Source organism: Micromonospora sp. NPDC126480, from assembly GCF_040302465.1.
Taxonomy (GTDB): domain Bacteria; phylum Actinomycetota; class Actinomycetes; order Mycobacteriales; family Micromonosporaceae; genus Micromonospora.
Window position 1 is genome coordinate 37,683 of the sequence record NZ_JBEORU010000009.1, and the last position, 18,454, is coordinate 56,136.

Genomic DNA, 18,454 nt, shown 5'->3' on the forward strand with positions numbered 1-18,454 from the left:
ATGAGCTTCTCAGACTCTTCTCTCGCAACCGTCCGCTCGCCTCGGCAGAGCGACAGGCCGACCGCCGACAGGAATGGGAACACCGAAACGGACCTTTCTGCTAAGTCGGTCAGTGAGGTCGTCGAGGAGCAGTCGCAACGCGTCCTGGAGACGTATCGGATCGATCCGGGCCTGATCCAGGAGCACGCCAACGGTGAGCGGCGCATTAATCAGGGCGGCTACGGCGAACGTCAGGTCTACGAGCTGGTCCAGAACGGCGCCGACGAGATGCGTGACCTCGGGAATGGCGAAATCCGGGTCATTCTCACCGATCAGTTCCTCTACTGCGCTAACACCGGCAATCCGATCACCCCTGAGGGCGCGGACACGATCCTTCGCATGAGCGTCTCTCGCAAGCGGGGCGGTCAAATCGGGCGGTTCGGCGTCGGTGTCAAGTCAGTCCTTAGTGTCAGCGATGCCCCTCAGTTCTTCAGTACGACCGGCTCCTTCGGCTTCGACCGGGAGTGGGCTGAGCGGACCATCCGCGCAATCGTGCCGAACGCGATCGATATCCCTGTTCTGAGAATGGCCCGCCCCATCGATGCCGAGCAGGCGGCGGTGCAGGATCCACTGCTTGCCGAGCTGTTGACGCGGGCGGCCACAGTGGTGCGGCTGCCTCTGTTGCCCGGCAGCGCACAGCGGTTGAGTCAGGATCTTAGGAATTTTCCCTCGGAGTTCCAGCTGTTCTCACCGCATGTCGCCTCGCTGTACCTAGAAGACCGGTCCGGCGAGCAACCGGTGATCCGGGAACTTTATGTCAGGCGCACCGCGACGGTTCACACACTCCAGGCATTGAGCCCGGAGGGTAAGCGCACGACGACTGAGTGGCATGTCTTTCGTCGTACACACTCCCCCTCGGACGCGGCGTTGGCCAGCGCTGGAGAGCTGCATGACCGCCCCGAGATTGACATCGCTTGGGCGGTACCGAGCCGAGGCTTCGGCGATCGAGGCACGTTCTGGGCGTACTTCCCCACAAACTACGCCACCACGTTGCGTGGCCTACTCAACGCGCCGTGGAAGACCAGCGAGGACCGTCAGAACCTCTTCGATCACAACGCCTTCAACGACGAACTGATCGAGCAGGCCGCTCGACTCGTCGTGGAGTCCCTACCCGAGCTCGTCGATCCGACTGACCCGGGTTCCTACCTGATGCTGCTTCCCGGTCGTGGGCGGGAAGCCCCGCAGTGGGCTGACGAGCGGCTGACCAACGCGGTATGGAGGGCTGCGGCATCGCTTCCCTCGCTGCCCGACCAGGACGGCAAGCTTCGTCGACCCGCCGAGTTGCAGATGCCGCCGGAGAACATGTCCGACGCGTGGCTCAAGCTGTGGGCGGACTACCCCGGCAGGCCGGTTGACTGGACGCACAAGTCGATCGAAAACAGGGAACGCCGTGCGAAGGCGCGCCTCATCTTTGACCGAGCGAAACGCGGAGAGGCGACCGCCCGGGAGTGGCTGGAAGCGCTCGTGTCTGACGGCAGCGCGGAGGCCTCCGCCCGTGCCATCCAAATCGCTGCTGGGATGGTAAGTGGAAACCACGAACAGGCGAGAAGCGCACGGAGCGCACTGATTGTGCTCACCGAGTTGAGCGGCATGGTGTCCGTCGACGGCGCCGACGTGTTCCAACGTAGTGGACAGGACGAGCTGGCCGATGACCTCGTCTACGTCGATCCGCGGGTTACCGATGTGATCGGGGTGCGTAGCGCGCTGGACACTTTGGGCGTACACGAGGCTAGCCCCATCGGGCGGCTCACCGCCGTCCTCGAAAAGGGTTTCGCCCACTACCGGGTCTTTGAGTGGGAGGGCTTCTGGAAGCTGTGCCGACGGATGACACCACGCGATGCGGCCGCAGCCATTGCCCAGTTATGCCCTGACTGGTGGCGCATCCTGCGCCTACGCACCTGCGATGGCACTTATCGCCGCCCGATCGACTGCCTGCTTCCAGGTCGAGTCGTGCCTGCCGACGGCAGCCGTGACCAAAGTGTCGCCGTTGACCTGCGAGTTCACTCCGCAGACCGACCGGTGCTCGAGGCGCTCGGCATGTCGGACGTGCCGGTGGCAAGCGGCGACCCGCGCCGCGAGGCGTGGTTCGAGGAGTATCGGGCCAGTGCCTTCAATCTGATGTGTGCAAAGCTCCCGGCTGGCGTCGCCCATCCTAGAATGAGCAGCTTCGTCGTCGATGGCGCCAACCCGCCAGGGCCGCTCGGCATGCTGAAGGTTCTCAGTGACGAGGCCAAGTATCTTTTCATCAAGAACCTTCCGGCTAGCCAGCTGGTACACGACTGGAGCGTGCGCACCGACCGGCACACCGGGCGAGTCGTCTCTCCCCTGGTGTGGATGGTTCGCCGGTACGGGGTGCTGCAGAGCAGTCAGGGTCTTATCCCTGCAAAACTCGCGGTCGGCCCCTCCCTGAGCGAGTACCGCGCGGCGCTGCCGGTCGCGCTGATCGACCGCGGCGTCGCCGACCTGCTCGGGCTGCCCGCCACTGTCGACCAGATCCCCGCCCGCCTCTGGCGACATCTCGTGAATGCTGTTGCCACCACCGAGGAAGACGCCGTGCCCGGCACGGTTTACGCGCTGGTGCTGAGATCGGAGGCCGACTGGCCCGGTGGTGAGACCCGCTGCCGGATCGGTGTCACCTGGGGTACGCGGCCCGACGACCAGATCTGCGTCACGTCGAGTCGGGAAGAATACGACTCACTGGTGTTGGAGAGCGTCCCCGCGCTGCTGGCGCCGACCCCGGCCGACGTCGAGGCAATGGTGGAGACGTGGGGCATGCGGCGGTATGCCACGACGATCAGCACCGAGCTGCGCAAGGTGGAGGAAACTGAACCCGTCGCGGTCGTCGCGGAGTACCCCCACCTCCGAATCCTGCGCGGTTCGAGAGCCAACGGGTGGTCCTTCGTGCAGTGCAGCGAGCTCGAGGAGGTGAAACGCACTCCCCACGGCATGCGTACTAGTCCGTTAGAGGTCGCGGCACGCGAGGCAGTGGTCTACGTGCGCCATTCGACAGACAAGCGTTGGATCCTTCAGGCCATCTCGCGGGAAATCGACCTACGCCTCTCGCTGCAGGAGGTCGAGATCGTCCTCGCCCGGAGCGAAGAGGCCAAGAACCAGGAGGTGCTCAAGCAGGTCCGCGCCACGAAGAACACCGTGGAGAAAATCCTTCTGTTGATCGGCGCCGAGCGATTGCGTCGAGGGCTTCCGGAAGGTCTGCTCGCCTGGGAGGAGGCATGCACCGGCGCTCCCGTCGGCGATCGTCGCATCGCCGAATTGGCGCTGCATGCCCATGGGGACGGCATCCTACGGCACCACCGGGAGGATCTCGGGAAGGCCCACGAAGCACTCGCGGTCGGTTTCACCGGCGACCGGAAGTCTCAGAGCATCGTCACCGACCTGGGACTACCTAACACCTTCGCGGGCGTGCGGGAGGAGCAGCCGCTGGAGACCGAGCACGTCTTCGGTCCTACGCCCCACTTCCCACTTCACGACTACCAGGAGAAGCTGGCCGGACGAATGCATCGACTGCTGATGCAGGAGAGACCGGAGCGGGCGATGCTTAGTCTGCCCACCGGTGCCGGCAAGACCCGTATCGCTGTCGAGGCGGTCATCCGGTACCTCAAAGAATACGGTTCAGAGGGTCCCGGCGGACCCATCCTGTGGATCGCCCAATCCGAGGAACTGTGCGAGCAGGCGGTACAGAGCTGGCGTTACGTCTGGGAAAAGGTCGGCGTGGGAGGAACGCGGCTGACTGTCAGCAGATTCTGGAGCACCCGCGACGCGAGCCCGGTCACAGACAACCCCCATCTCGTCATCGCTACGGACGACAAGCTCACCTACAACCTCGAAAAGCCGACGTACGCCTGGCTGCGCCAGCCGGCGCTGGTGATCGTCGACGAGGCGCACGGGTCAACCACAAAGAGCTACACCCGGTTGTTGGAGCAACTCGGGCTGACCCAGTACCGCACCACTCGGCCCCTCATCGGGCTGACCGCGACGCCGTTCCGGGGAAAGAACAGCGCGGAGACCAGCCGCCTCGTCAGCCGGTACGGCAACAGACGGCTGGACAAGGACGTGTTCGGCGACGACGCGTACCGGACGCTGCAGAACAAGGGGGTGCTCGCCCGCGTCGATCACAGCGTCCTCGAAGGAGGCCAGCTCACGCTCACCGACTCCGAGGTGTCTCGGATGTCGCAACTGCGCGGCGGCACGCTCCCACCGGAGGCGGAACGGCGGCTTGCCGATGACCAGGTCCGGAATGATGCCCTGATCAAGGCGTTGCTCGGCCTGGATCGGGACTGGCCCATCCTGGTCTTCGCGACCTCGGTCAACCACGCACGATTCCTTGCCGCTGTCCTCAACGACCAGGGCATCACCGCCGCCGCCGTCGACTCGCAGACGCCGACAGCACGCCGGCGGCGCATTGTCGAGCAGTTCGGCCGCGGACGGATTCGCGTTCTCACCAACTATGGAGTGCTCCACCAGGGCTTCGACGCGCCTGCCACACGTGCCGTCGTGGTCGCCCGACCGACGTACAGCCCCAACGTCTATCAGCAAATGATCGGCCGTGGCTTGCGCGGACCCGCCAACGGTGGAACCGATCGATGCCTGATCCTCAATGTGCGCGACAACATCGTCAACTACGGCGAGGAGCTCGCCTTTACCGAGTTCGAGAAGATGTGGACTGAGCCGTGAGTGCGCATGTCACCGTCGACGACCGGCCGACCCCGGAGCAGGTCCTTGCCGCGACCCGTCCCGCCGACTCGCGCACCCTCGTCATCGCCCCCGCAGGCACGGGGAAGACGTACACCCTGGTACGTCGCCTCGACTACCTGCTCGACGACGAGATGTCCGCCAACGAGGTACTGATGCTCTCGTTCTCGCGGGCGGCGGTGCGCGAACTCACGACGAGGACCGCAGCCTCCACCGGGCGCAGCCGGTTCGTGGCCGCCCGTACGTTCGACGCCTGGGCCCTGGATCTGCTGAACCAGACGTACGCGGACCAGGATTGGCGCCAACTGCCCTTCGAAGAGCGGATCCGCGAGGCGACCGGTGCCATCCTCGATGGGCACGCCGTTGCGTACATCGGCTCGCTCCGGCACGTGCTTCTCGATGAGGTGCAGGACCTCGTCGGGGATCGCCGGGAGTTGGTACAGGCGCTGCTAGCGTCGGTGGACTGCGGCTTCACCATGGTCGGCGACCCGGCTCAGGCAATCTACGGATTCCAGGTCCGCGGCCGGAGTGGTGAGCCGGACATCTTCTCCTGGGTGCGCGACGACAGGTATGCAGGCGATCTTGTGGAACTGACGCTGACCCGGGACTTCAGGGCGCGTACGCCACGCCCGCCTAGCCTCCTCGCGTGCGGAGAGGCGCTGCGCGCGCCGGCCGCAACGTCCGGGCTTGACATTCCGCGACGCATACGGGATGAGTTCCTCGACCTGCCAACCGCTGGACGCTTGGACGACATCGTCGGCGGCCTCACCTACCTGGATGGCAGCTGCGCGATCCTGTGCCGGGACAACGGTCAGGCCTTGGAGGTTTCGGCCGTCCTGCACCACGCGGGTGTCCAGCATCGCCTGCAGCGGCGCGCCGGTGACGACCTCAACCCGCGGTGGCTGGCCACCCTGTTCCGCAGACATGACGGCCTCACCGCCGATCATGCCGCTTTTGCGGAGCACACCGGACTGACTGAAGAGGCACTGGCCACGGCCTGGGAGGCGCTGCTACTTATAAGCCGGACCGGCACGGACCGCATTGATCTCGGCCGCCTCCGTTCGGCGCTCGCGAGCGGGCGTCTGGCCAGGCTCGCGATTGCATCGCCGTCGGATCCGGTCACGGTTTCCTCAATGCATCGGGCTAAGGGCCTCGAATACGACCGCGTCTTCGTGCTCGACGGCCGGCGCCGGGACGACGAGGACCCGATGGAGGAGGCGCGCCTGCTATACATGGCGATGACCCGATGCCGGGACGATCTGTTCCGTCTCGAACCGCTCCCCCAGTCCGGCGCCGTATACACCACGCGTCCGAAGAATTCAGGCCGCTGGGGCCGCTATAACTTCCGGAATCGAGGGTGGCGGCACGGGATGGCGGTGGAGGGCGGCGACGTCAGCACGGATTTTCCCGCCGGCACGGATGTCTTCACCGCAGCTCCGGCTGAGCTGCAGGACTATCTGGCGACGAGGGTGCAGCCGGGCGATCCCGTGACGCTTACACTGACGGCGGAAAGCGCAGGCGACGACTTGGCCGTGCCGCTTTACACCATTGAGCACGATGGTAGATCTGTCGGGGTTGTCTCACGGCGGTTCCGAGAAGCCCTCGCGCAATACATGTACGGCCGGAAGACGATCGACGCGGGCTTGAGCTGGCCGGCGTCGATCACCGACTGCTGGATCGACGACATCGAGACGGTCGCCGGCAGTGCCGCCACGGGAAGGCGTGCCGGTCTGGGAGAGCACGGAGTCTGGCTGGCACCCCGGCTGAGCGGGCTAAGCCGGTTCCGATACGCGGATGCGGAGTCTGACCATGAGTAATTTCGACGAGCACTTCCGGTTCAGAAACAAGCTGGCCGAGCAGCTGATGCTCGATGTATTCGGCCCGGCGAGCGGAGCCGACGAGGTCCTGACCGACCAACCGGTGAACACCTACCTGACAGGTGTGCTCTTTCCACAGCGCGAGTCCGAGGACGCCGCCGAGGACGCGGCGGAACCCGACGTCGACCTCGCGAGTGCCCGGCTCGACAAGGACGAGCAGCCCGACATCGGGGTGTCGATGGCCAACGTTCAGAGCCCGTCCACGATGGGTTTGACCTTCGCCGTCGACACGCGCTGCGGCAGCCTCACCATCTCTGTCAGCGCCGCGGCTTATGAACCGATCGACGCGGCAGGCAATCCGGTGGAGGCGGAGGTGGAGACCGCCCGCTCCACCGACGAGTCACCGATCAGGTGGCGACGACGCCCGGTCCATGCCGTGCCGGTCGCCATCGACGTCACACGTCCCAAGCCACACACGCAAGCCGTCGTCCCCGGGCTGGAGATCCGTGCGCTGGTCCGAGAGCCGGACCAGGAACGCGGAACCGTGACCGTCACCGTGACGCTGGTCAATGTGTACACCGTTCACGGCGCCCTTCTGCGGGACTCCTGGTGCTTCTTCCAGTGCAACCTCAGCGTCACTTGTGATTCCGGCAAGCCGGCGATCGTCGAACAGCTCGCCCAGTCCTTCGACGATGACGAGGAGACCCTGGTCTCGGCGATGCTCTATCGCCACGCACCGACGTTCGTCACGGGTCACGGGTGTGCCGCAGAATGGAGCGAACCCACGATCGGCGGAGCGCCCGACGCCCGGCGCGCGGTCGCCGAGGTCCGCTCCTCCTTCACGCCGAGCTTCGATGTGCCGCTCTCGGAATCAAACAGCGAGATTGACGTCTCGGGTCTGAGGATGATCGATCTCGCTAAAGGCGAACCCGAACAGGTGGTGCAGACGCTTCGCAGACTGACGGACGGGTACCGCCGATGGGTGAACGACCGGGAGGCGGAGGCCGCAGGCATGACGGGCTCGCCGTACGCGAAGGTCGCCATGGATCAGGTAGGTGAGTGCCGCACGGCATGCGATCGGATGACCGCCGGCATCGATCTTCTCACCCGCGATCCCGAAGCGATGCGCGCCTTCCGGCTGGCGAACAGGGCGATGGCGATCCAGCGGGCTCGTACTGTCATGATGCGCGACAAGACCTCCGACGCCGAACTGGGCGTTGGCCGCTGGTACCCGTTCCAACTCGGATTCATCCTGCTCTGCCTCGAAGGTGTCGCCAACCCCGACCACGAGGACCGGCAGGTCGCCGACCTGCTGTGGTTCCCCACCGGTGGTGGCAAGACGGAGGCGTACCTCGGGCTCATCGCCTTCACGGTGTTCCTACGTAGGATCCGTCGAAAGGAGCTCGGCGGCGGGGTGACCGTCCTGATGCGCTACACCCTGCGCCTGTTGACGCTGCAGCAATTCGAACGCGCCGCCACGCTGATCTGCGCAATGGAACGCGTCCGGCGCGACCAGCCGGATCCCTTGGGCGAGGAAATCTCGATCGGCATGTGGGTGGGCTCCAGCGCGACCCCGAACACTTTGCCCGAAGCTGAGACGGCGCTCAAGAAACTTCGCGCCGGGGAGACGCTGCGCGAGAACAATCCTGTGCAGTTGCGTCGTTGCCCCTGGTGCGGGGCAGACATCGATGTCTTCAACTATCGAGTGGACCTCGGTGCGCAGCGGCTCATAGCGGCATGCGGTCAATCTGATTGCGACTTCCGGGATGGCCTCCCGGTCCATCTCGTGGACCAATCCGTGTACCACCACCAACCCACGTTGATCATTGCCACGGTCGATAAATTCGCCCAGATGACTTGGAAGGCCGAACCGGCCGCGCTGTTCAACCGGCGCAACGCGCCAGAGGGCGTCCCCCCACCCGAACTCTTCATCCAGGACGAGCTGCACCTCATCTCCGGTCCGCTCGGCACGCTCGTCGGCCTTTACGAGGCGGCTCTCGACATAGCTTCGGACAGGCCCAAGGTGGTCGCCTCCACCGCCACGATCCGCCGCGCCCGGGAGCAGGGCAAGGCGCTGTTCGACCGGGATGTCCACCAGTTCCCTCCGTCGGGGCTCGATGCTCGTGATTCCTGGTTCGCGGTGGAAGCCAGCCCCGAACGCAAGCCCTCGCGACGGTACGTCGGCCTCTTCGCCCCTGGTACGAGCCAGGCCACCCTGCTGGTGCGGGCGTACGGCGCCTTGCTGCATCAGGCCGCCGCCGTCAGCGGCGAGGACGATGTCCGGGATGCCTACTGGACGCTCATCGGCTACTTCAACAGCTTACGGCTCCTGGCCGCGGCCGAACTCCAGGTCAACGACGACGTCGCTGGACGGCTGAAGCTGCTTTCTGGGGACGGCACCCCCCGCGAGGTGGAGACCACCGAGCTGACCAGCCGCGTCTCCGCGAGCGACATCCCTTATCGGCTCCGGCAACTCGACGTGCGCCACCCCGACCCCAACGCGCTCGACGTCGTGTTGGCGACCAACATGATCTCCGTTGGCGTGGACGTCGATCGCCTGGGGCTCATGGCGGTGACCGGTCAGCCGCAGACGACCGCCGAGTACATTCAGGCGACCAGTCGGGTCGGTCGTCGCTACCCCGGCCTGGTCGTCATGCTGTACAACGCCGCGCGATCGCGTGACCGCTCGCACTACGAGAACTTCCGCGCCTACCACTCGGCCCTGTACCGCCAGGTGGAGTCCACCAGCGTGACACCGTTCTCCGCCCGAGCCCGAGACCGGGCGCTGCACGCCGCTCTCATCGGGGCTGCTCGGTTGACGATTCCGGACGCCGGCGAAAACGAGGGCGCCGGTCGTCTTGACAACTTCGAGCCGCAGCTGCGTGATCTCGTGAGACGCATCCTGGACCGGGTGAAGCGAGTCGCACCCGACGAGCTGCAGTCGACCGAAGAACATCTCGAAGAGATTGTCGGTAGGTGGGCGGAGCTGGTCGACTGGAACGACGATCTCGTATACCAGAAGCCGAAGTGGTCAGGCGACAAGAAGCGCCGACCGGACTCCGCCGCCCTTTTGCGCACCTTCGAGGACGACGACCTGCCGTACTCGTTCCCGACCATGAATAGCCTCCGAGACGTCGATGTAGAGACCAACCTGCTAAACCGGGAGGGACGATGACCAGGTCAGGAGGAATTCGGGGTCAGCGGCCGACGCGGCGGCCCATCGCGCCCACCCCTGTGCCAACGGGCAAGGTCCGTCGGGCCCAGATGATCACCACCTACGGCGTGGGCTCGATGATCGCCATCGACGAGGCCTCCTACATCGTGGCCGGGCTGGAGGAATGGAAGGTGAACCGAGCCCAGCAGACCCACGAGCCCCGCCTCCAACGCGCCCTGGGCGTCTCCGAGCTGTACCTGCCGCCAGCGGAGAGCCCATACTACGGAGCGGCGTTGCGTCGATTCCCCAACTATTACTCGTGCCAGCGCTGCACCTTGTTGCAGCCGTATGGCCGGTTCGGCGGCAGGGATTCGACCTGCGCCTGTGGCGGGTCGTTGATCCCCTCCCGATTCGTGCTGGCCTGCGAGGATGGCCATCTCGACGACTTCCCATACTGGGCGTGGGTGCACCGCGGCACGCAGGAAGCCAGCCCTTGCAAGCAGGATCTCCGGATGGTCACGACAGGTCGGACTGCCTCCCTCCGGTCAATCGAGATCGTTTGCGACTGCGGCCGAAAGGCTTCAATGCAGGGCGCGTTCCGGCGCAGTGAGCTTCGCAAGCTGAACATCGGGTGTACCGGCGCTCGTCCCTGGCTGGGCGGCGACCATCGGGTTGCCCGCTGCACGAAGGCGCCGCGGACCATGCAGCGAGGTTCGTCGGCCGCCTGGTTCGGTCTTGTGCGGTCGTCATTGGCCATTCCGCCTTGGTCCACGAAGTTGCAGCAGCTGATCGATCCCCACTTCGCCATGTGGCGGGGCGAGGATGACGCCGTCATCGCACGCCAGGCCGAACGGGCCGGTTTGATCAGCGGCAGCATCAGCGTCGAGCACATCATTCACGCGGTGCGACGGCGGGAACAGCTCGAGGCTCGTGGACCGTCCGAGGAGGCCAACCTCGACGTGGACCTCAAGGCAGAAGAGTACGAGCAGTTGTGCGCCCCAACGAGTGACCACGGCGACGAGAGCGACGACTTCGAGTGCCGGCCCGCCGACGGTGACCCGCCCCTTTCTGAGATTGGCGAGGTCATGTTGGTGACACGGCTGCGCGAGGTACGAGTACTGCAATCCTTCACCCGCGTCGAGCCGCCGGTCGCCGCCGACCCGGCTGCCCGCCGGGCATCACTGTCAGCAAGTGAACTGGACTGGCTGCCTGCCATGGAGGTGGCGGGTGAGGGTGTATTCCTCCGGCTGTCGGACGAGCGGCTGCGCGCCTGGGAGGCTCAGCCGGAAGTGTGGGCACGCGCGAAGCAGATCATCGACAACCACGAGAAACTGTTGGCCCGGCGTGCCGCGACATCGGGGCGGCCGGCGCCTCCGTCTCGGGTGACCGCCCGCTCGATCATGATTCACACACTCGCCCACGCACTCATCAATGAATGGAGCCTCGACTCCGGCTATTCCGCCTCCGCCATGCGCGAACGCCTCTATACCGAGGAAGGCATGGCTGGTCTGCTCATCTACACGGCGACCAGCGACTCCGCGGGAAGCCTGGGTGGCATCGTCCGCCAAGGCGAGCCCGAGCGGCTCCGCCGGACGCTGACCTCGGCGCTGAAGAGGGCGACATGGTGCTCGGCAGATCCATTGTGCATGGAGTCAGGGGCTGGCGGGTCAGACGGCCTCAACCTCGCTGCATGCCACGTTTGCAGCCTCCTGCCTGAAACGAGCTGCGAATGCAACAACACACTTCTAGACCGCGGACTTCTCATCGGCTGGCCGGAGCAGCGCGGAATGGGGTTCTTCAAAGCATGAATGTTGGCTGCAGAACGTCAGTGAACGTCATCGTCTGGCGAGTGTCGACGTGCGGCTGACGGCATCGGGCGGCGGCGGAGCAACCGACGTCCGCATGCCCTTCACCACGTCGATAAGGCGGCCTGCGGCGTTTTCTGCTGGCTCGTGCTCCCAGATCCGGATCACTCTCCAGCCCGCGTCCTCGAGTTGGCGGGTGGTCTCGCGGTCCCGCGCACGATTCTTCAGAATTTTCGCCTCCCACCACGCGGAGTTGGCCTTGGGCCACGTTCCGTGCTCTGAGCAGCCGTGCCAAAAGCATCCGTCGACGAACACGGCGAGCTTGATGCGGGTGAAGGCGATGTCGATCGTCCGCCGAGGCAAGCCGGTGACCGGGAAGCCGATCCGGTACCGCAGCCCTGCTCGGTGCAGGGCGCGACGGAGCGTCAGCTCGGGCGCAGTGTCCTTCCGGCGTTGGCGTCGCATGCGACCGCTGACGCTGGCTGAACTCGGCACGGGACCTTCGGGCACAGTCCCACGGTAGTGGTGCGATCGGCGCCGTCGTCGCAGAGGTGTCGTGTGAGCTTTTCCTCCGCTAGGTTCCTGCGCAGAACACTGAAAAGGGTGGTGATCTTGAGCCTGTACACCGTATTCGCGGACTGGGCCAGGCGAAACGGCGTCGAGGCTGCCGTGCTCAGCTTTTCGGAGTCGTTGCCGGAAGCTCTTGTCGAGAAGTTTCGACGTCAGTTCGAGGCCGACAAGGCAAAGGTGCAGGCGGGTGGCCCGCCGATCATCACGGCCGGATCGGATGACTGGTACAGCGGGCCCGGAGACGCCGACCGCTATTGGCTCGCGTTGAAGGCCCGCTTCGAGGCCGAAGGCTGGCCGGCTGAACGGATTGAATCGGTGGACCATTCTTCCAGTACCGTCGTGGCTCATACCCCACGGCCGGACCGGCCCAAGTGGGACTCGAAGGGTCTCGTGGTCGGCTACGTGCAGAGCGGTAAGACCACCAACTTCACCGCCGTCGTGGCGAAATTGGCCGACGTGCAGTACCGCCTGGTCATCGTTCTGTCCGGCATCCACAACGGGCTTCGCCGTCAGACGCAGGTGCGCCTGGATCAGTACCTGAAGGATCTCAACCCGGACCGTTGGGTGACGCTGACGGAGGAGTCACGAGACTTCGTTAGACCGTCACACGATGCGTCGGCCGCCCTTAGCCCGGAGAAGACCGTCCTGGCTGTCGTCAAAAAGAATGCCGCAGTCCTCGGCAAGCTCATCAAGTGGCTCGACACGACCAACGGAAGGAAGGCTCTCGAGTCCGCGCCGGTACTGATCATCGACGACGAAGCCGATCAGGCGTCGGTGGCCACGGGACGCATCAACCCACTCATCCGTAGGCTGTTGAGCCTCATGCCGCGATGCACCTACGTCGGGTACACCGCGACGCCCTTCGCCAATGTCTTCGTGGATCCCGCCCAGGACGATCTGTATCCGAAGTCGTTCATCCTTAATTTGCCGCGTCCGGACGGCTATTTCGGGCCTGAAAAGATCTTCGGCCGAGATGTCGTTGAATGGGAAACCGCCGACGACCAGGGCCCGCCGGACGGCTACGACATGGTCCGTCTCGTGGCCGAGGAGGACGTCCCCCTGTTGCGCCCAGGCAGCAAGGAGCCTGCGGACGGCTTCACCCCCACGATGATCGATGAGCTGATGACGGCAGTTCACTGGTTCTGGCTCGCCACGGCCGCTCGCCGGGCCCGAGGCGACAACGGTCACAGCACGATGCTCATCCACACCTCCGTCAAGATCGCGGTCCACGAGAGCTATCGGGCGCCCCTCGAGGCCCTTCAACGGAAGGCCAGGGCCGGACTGGCCTCCGGTCGACCTGAGGTACATGACGATTGGCGAAACCTGTGGGAAAAGGAGTCGTCACGAGTACCGGCCGACGACTTCGACCGAAAGCAGAACTCGTTCGGTGAGGTGTTGCCGCACCTGGCCGACGTCGTCGCGTCGACACGAGTAGTTCTCGACAATTACCGGAGCCAGGATCGGCTCGACTACTCCGAACCCTCGGTGGTAGCAATCGCCGTGGGCGGTAACACCCTCTCCCGGGGGCTGACTCTGGAGGGGCTCGTCGTCAGCTTTTTCGTCCGGGGAGCGACGGCGTACGACACCCTGCTCCAGATGGGCCGGTGGTTCGGGTACCGCACAGGGTTCGAGGACCTGCCCCGAATCTGGATGACGCCGAATCTCGCAGCGGCGTTCCGGCACCTGGCGACTGTTGAACACGAGATGCGCGACGACATCGACCGCTATCAGCGCGAGAACCTGACGCCAACTCAGGTCGCGGTCAGGATCCGCACGCACCCGGCTCTGCGCATCACAGCCAAGATGGGTGCCGCCCAGCCAGCCTTTATCTCGTACGCCGGGCGTCGACTGCAGACGCGGTACTTCCGGCACCGGGACGTCGACTGGCTCGACAGCAACCTGCAGGCCGCAGAGAGCTTTGTCCAGGAGGCGGTCCGGCACGGTCGGCTCGACGAGGACGTGCCTGGCGCTCAGCTGATTCGAGACGTCCCGGTGTCGCTCGTGAAGGCTTTCCTCTCCCGTTATCAGGTGCACGAGGACTCGCCGGATCTGGACCGGGCGCTCATGGTCAAGTACATCGACCAACAGCTCACGAGCGACCCGCCAAGTCTGGCCATCTGGTCGGTCGCCGTCGTCATCGGTGAGGGGCCGGAGACGACGCTCGGCGGCCTCGACATCAAGTACTCGATCCGGTCTCGGCTGAACGACGGTCAGGGCGAGCGCGCCGACATCAAGACGCTGATGAGCAAGCAGGACCGAGCGCTCGATCTCAACCTGACGCCTGCTGAGGCGCGGGCGAAGGGCGAGAGCGAACTGGTTGATCTGCGCAACAACGACCCGGTGGGTCGCGATCGGGGCCTGATCGTTCTCTATCTGATCGAGCCGACGAGCAAGCCCGCAAACCCAAAGCAGAGTGCCGACGGGACGCGGCCGTTGCGTATCGCGCTGGACGCGGAGGAACCGGTGGTTGGTATGGGCATCACCTTCCCAGGAGATGTGCAGACGAAAAGCATTCAGGCCACCCATGTCGCCGTCGACCTCACCGACGTCGAGAGCGAGAACGTGGACGAGGCACTCGACGTAGACACCGAGGAGATGGCGTGATGGATATCGAACCGACCATGCTCGAGCGGGCGTGGGCGGTTCTGGTGCCGCCGCGGGCGAAGGAACTGGTTTCCTTCCCACTCGAGGTCGTGTGCGGTGCGGAGCCGTGCCGCGTGGCGCTCGACGGCGTGGGCGCCCGCCACCTTCTCATTCCAGCGGGCGACGAGGCCATGTCCGTCGACCCCAAGCCGGCGGTTCTCGGGATGGCGATTCGCAAGCTCAGCTTCGGGGGCCCAGCCGTGACCTACGTCGACGTTTCGTGCGCCGAGTCCGACCTCTTTTCCGAGTTCGACGAGGTCGTGACCGACGTGCTAGAGGCGGTGTCGGGAGCACAGCGGCCGGCATCGGCTGCGATCGGGGCGGTGACACGCTGGCGGAGACTCTTCCGGAGCCGTCTAGTCCGTGGTCTGTCGCGTCAGGCCAAGCTAGGGCTGTTCGCGGAGCTCACCGTGCTTTCTTCCCTTGTCGAAGCGGATCCCGGATTCCCAGTGAGAGCGTGGCGCGGGCCGCTCAACGAGCCGCACGACTTCGAGGCCGTTACCCGGTGCCTTGAGGTGAAAGGGCTGGGTGCGGCGACCGACAGCATCGTCGTCCATGGGCTGGAGCAGTTGAACACTCATGACGGCCGTCCGTTGGACCTCGTCCTACTGAGAGTGGCGGAAGACCCTGACGGGCAGAGTGTGACTGACTTGGTCGACCAGCTCCGCGGCGCCGTGGCGTCGCGGGCGGACCTTCGTACCCGCCTGTCGGCGGCGGGCTGGTCCGAACAGCCAGATCGGCCCGACCTCGACACATTCGCGATCGAGGAAGTGCTCAGGCTCGTGGTAGGTGTTGGCGTACCTCGCCTCGCCCCCTCGTCCCTTGTCGCCGGCGCTCTTCCGCACGGCGTCGGAGACCTCAGCTACCAGGTCGATCTCGCCGCGTTGCTTCCGCTGAGTTCCGGCGCATCGCTGGCGGAGATTGCCGAGGAGGCGGTTCGTTGAGCGGCCGCTGGTGGTCACAGCCGTTCGCGCCGGAAGGTTCGGCCGCTGCGGAAGGCATCGTCAAACAGTTGGGCCGCCCTGCGCTCGACCCGCTCACCGTTCTGGTGAGAGAGGCGGCGCAGAACAGCTGGGACGCCCGTCTGCCGGACGGCGTGGTGGAGTTTGGCGTCGACGTTCGCGTGCTGGGCGAAGACGTCGACGCCTGGCGCGAAGTTCTGCTGCCCGGACCAACGAGCGACTCAAGTGTTCACCTCGACAAGGTTCTGCGGCCCGAGGCCGTCGTGCTGGTCGTTTCCGACCGAAACACCGTCGGTCTGGGCGGTCCGCTCCGTGCCGGTGAGCGGGCGCGTGACGATGAGACACCGGACTTTGTGCAGTTCCTCAGGAATGTCGGGGAACCGAGCGATCATGAGTTCGGTGGTGGCACATACGGCTTCGGGAAGGGCATCTTTTACCGACTCAGTCGGATCGGTGCCATCCTGGTCGATACGAATACGGCCGCGGGCGGCCCCGCTTGTCGACGGCTGATGGGCGCGGCGCTCGGACACAGCTGGTACCTGGGCGATCGGCGGTTCACCGGTCGGCACTGGTGGGGGCGTGTGGCGGCGGACAACGTACCGGATCCGATCCTGGCCGAGCAGGCGGACTCTGTGGCGAAGTACCTGGGCCTACCGGGATTCGCAGACGGTCGCACCGGCACCGATGTGGTGGTTCTCGCCGCCGACCTTGGCTCCACCGGGTCGGAGTCGTATCCACGGGAGCGTACGCCGGCGGAGGCCGCTATCTTCATCGCCTCATCTATCCTATGGAACCTGTGGCCGAAGATGATTCCGGACGAGCGCGGGCGCTACATGCGCTTCGTCGTGGGCGTCGACGGCTCACGAGTTACTGTCCCCGAACCTGACAGCTTCGATGAGCTGGCGCCCTTCGTCGAGGCGATGCATGACGTCCGGGCGGGTAAGGGAGTCTCGTACGCCCGTACGGTCCCGCCGCGGAACGCAGGGTCCTTTGCGTTGGCGTTGGGAGCCGCCGACAGCGGAAACACCCGTCTCATGATCGGGGCGGCGAAGCCCTTCGATGGACCGTCCCATCACGTAGCTCGGATGCGTGTCGCTGAGCTCGTCGTGGATTACCTGCCTGGTCCGCTTCACCCTGACACACGGCTGTCCTACGGAGGTGTGTTCAAGGCGTCCGAGGACGCCGACGCGCTATTCGCCTCCGCCGAACCACCCACGCACGATGACTGGATTGCGAAGGGACTGAGCGGTTCAGCGCGAGGCGTTGTGCTTGGGGTCCGTACCTTTATACAGAAGCAGTTGGACGAGAAGCTTGGCTTCGGCGCCCAGGCCGGTGGCTCAGGCGGTCAGGGTCTGGGGGAACTGTCAGCTCTTCTCGCTGGAGTTGTGCCCGGGCCTGTCGCCCTCGGCCATGACATCGATGGGTCCAGCGGGCCGAGTAGCTTTTCAGGTGGTAGAGGGGCAGGGCCGATGACGGGTGGCGGCTCGAGCGGTGGTTCGTCGCCACGGCGAGGGGGAAAACCTCGCTTGACTGGCGCGCCGTCTCTGCAGATCCATCAGGGACATCCGTACCTCGTCGCTCTCGTGACGGTGCCTGCGGATTCACGCGCAAGGATCGTGGCTGCGGACGTCGAGGTCGTCGTGGAAGGTGGTGGCCGGGAAAGTGAGCCTCCGTTGGGTGCCGCAGTGCCGCAAGTAATGCAATGGCAATCCGTTGCCGGGAACGTCGTCGTGCAGGGCAGGAGCATCCGGGTACCCGCGGGTGAGGAATCGGACTGGTACGTGTACGCGACGCACGTGCCGGACGCCGTCGTGCGGTTCCGAGTGAGCCAGGTGACGTCCGATGCCGGCTGACGTACATCCCTATCTCGTACCGAAGCCCGGCACTGTCGTGTGGCAACCATGGATGTTGCTCGACGCCCAGGAGTGGTTCCCTATACCCGCCGCAGTCGACGGCTGGGATCCGGGTACGGACCTGCGTGTCGGCCGGCGAGTGCAAGTCGACCCGACAAGGTTCTTTCAGGAGACGGGACTGGAGCTCGAGGATGTCGCCTTGACCGTTTCGTGGACCAGTTCCACGACCGACATGACGGAGGCCTCGTCTCCGGTGCCGTTCGAATCGAATGGCGCGGCCGTCGCCGACACGCTCCTTGTCGGGAAGCGCTTGTCCGGGACCCTTACCCTCCGCTCTACCGTCAGCCTGATTCGCCAGCCGGCCCGGCGAGCGGTCGGGGTGGCCGCCGTTCCTGGCTCCGTACTTGCCGAACATGTTCAGCGTGTCGTGCTGGAGAACGTGTCCTCCATGTTCCCCGTGCATGAGATCGACTTCTCGCACACGCGCCTCTCGCCGACTGCCAGCTGGCATCTTGAGACCACCACGGAACTCATCGCACCGTTCTACGGGACGTTCCGTGTGCTTATCAACAAGCGTGACCGGGAGCTGTGTACGGCCGTCGCCCGTGGCACCAAGGACAGAAGGCAGCAAGCTCTGCTCGATCAACTGCAGGCGGATGTCGCCGCGCTGCTGCTGGAGCTTGCGCTGCACCTTCGTGACGAACTTGCCGAACGCGAGGAATGGCCACCGGACAGCGTCGGTGACGTCCTCTCGAGAACCGTAGCGGCTTCGCCGTTGGCGCTTGCTGCTCCACCGTCGCCCGCCGACCTGGCCGACTTCAGGACCCAGATCTCAGGCGCGATCAGGCAATTCGGGAGGGGGCGGATCTTCCAGTGAGCGAACTGTGGCCGCATCTTCCGG

General features: G+C 65.3%; 9 protein-coding genes. 8 read left to right on the top strand and 1 reads right to left on the bottom strand.

Translation table 11 applies throughout. The annotated features are described in order from the left end of the window. From ABTW87_RS10775 to drmB, 4 genes are read left to right on the top strand one after another with little or no spacing between them, the layout of a single operon-like run. Entirely contained in the window at positions 1-4,731 is a 4,731-nt protein-coding gene (locus ABTW87_RS10775; protein WP_350650590.1) for a DEAD/DEAH box helicase family protein, read from the top strand. Beyond that, the gene (locus ABTW87_RS10780; protein ID WP_350650591.1) at positions 4,728-6,566 is read left to right on the top strand and encodes a UvrD-helicase domain-containing protein; all 1,839 of its coding nucleotides are present in this window, start codon (positions 4,728-4,730) and stop codon (positions 6,564-6,566) included. Before ABTW87_RS10775 ends, ABTW87_RS10780 begins: the two co-directional genes overlap by 4 nt. After that, a complete protein-coding gene (locus ABTW87_RS10785; RefSeq protein WP_350650592.1) occupies positions 6,559-9,741 on the top strand; it encodes a helicase-related protein in 3,183 nt (1,060 codons plus the stop codon). Before ABTW87_RS10780 ends, ABTW87_RS10785 begins: the two co-directional genes overlap by 8 nt. Continuing rightward, positions 9,738-11,528, top strand: a complete 1,791-nt coding sequence (gene drmB, locus ABTW87_RS10790; protein WP_350650593.1) for a DrmB family protein — start codon at positions 9,738-9,740, stop codon at positions 11,526-11,528. The genes ABTW87_RS10785 and drmB overlap by 4 nt, the downstream gene beginning before the upstream one ends. A 27-nt stretch (positions 11,529-11,555) precedes the next feature. Here drmB and ABTW87_RS10795 read toward each other — a convergent pair whose 3' ends face one another. Further along, positions 11,556-12,035, bottom strand: a complete 480-nt coding sequence (locus ABTW87_RS10795) for a very short patch repair endonuclease (protein WP_350650594.1) — start codon at positions 12,033-12,035, stop codon at positions 11,556-11,558. Between the two features lie 102 nt (positions 12,036-12,137). Between ABTW87_RS10795 and ABTW87_RS10800 the strand changes: the two genes are divergently transcribed. From ABTW87_RS10800 to ABTW87_RS10815, 4 genes are read left to right on the top strand one after another with little or no spacing between them, the layout of a single operon-like run. Next, positions 12,138-14,699, top strand: a complete 2,562-nt coding sequence (locus ABTW87_RS10800; RefSeq protein WP_350650595.1) for a Z1 domain-containing protein — start codon at positions 12,138-12,140, stop codon at positions 14,697-14,699. Beyond that, on the top strand, positions 14,699-15,682 hold the full coding sequence (locus ABTW87_RS10805; RefSeq protein WP_350650734.1) for a PD-(D/E)XK motif protein: 984 nt from the start codon (positions 14,699-14,701) through the stop codon (positions 15,680-15,682). Before ABTW87_RS10800 ends, ABTW87_RS10805 begins: the two co-directional genes overlap by 1 nt. Then, complete coding sequence (locus ABTW87_RS10810) at positions 15,679-17,553, top strand: hypothetical protein (protein ID WP_350650596.1); 1,875 nt, start codon at positions 15,679-15,681, stop codon at positions 17,551-17,553. Before ABTW87_RS10805 ends, ABTW87_RS10810 begins: the two co-directional genes overlap by 4 nt. Continuing rightward, the gene (locus ABTW87_RS10815) at positions 17,543-18,430 is read left to right on the top strand and encodes a hypothetical protein (protein ID WP_350650597.1); all 888 of its coding nucleotides are present in this window, start codon (positions 17,543-17,545) and stop codon (positions 18,428-18,430) included. The genes ABTW87_RS10810 and ABTW87_RS10815 overlap by 11 nt, the downstream gene beginning before the upstream one ends. Positions 18,431-18,454 lie beyond the last annotated feature (24 nt).

Coding starts and splice junctions, on each gene's coding strand:
- ABTW87_RS10775 (WP_350650590.1), top strand. CDS start 1: ATGAGCTTCTCAGACTCTTCTCTCGCAACCGTCCGCTCGCCTCGGCAG.
- ABTW87_RS10785 (WP_350650592.1), top strand. CDS start 6,559: ATGAGTAATTTCGACGAGCACTTCCGGTTCAGAAACAAGCTGGCCGAG.
- drmB (WP_350650593.1), top strand. CDS start 9,738: ATGACCAGGTCAGGAGGAATTCGGGGTCAGCGGCCGACGCGGCGGCCC.
- ABTW87_RS10805 (WP_350650734.1), top strand. CDS start 14,699: ATGGATATCGAACCGACCATGCTCGAGCGGGCGTGGGCGGTTCTGGTG.
- ABTW87_RS10815 (WP_350650597.1), top strand. CDS start 17,543: ATGCCGGCTGACGTACATCCCTATCTCGTACCGAAGCCCGGCACTGTC.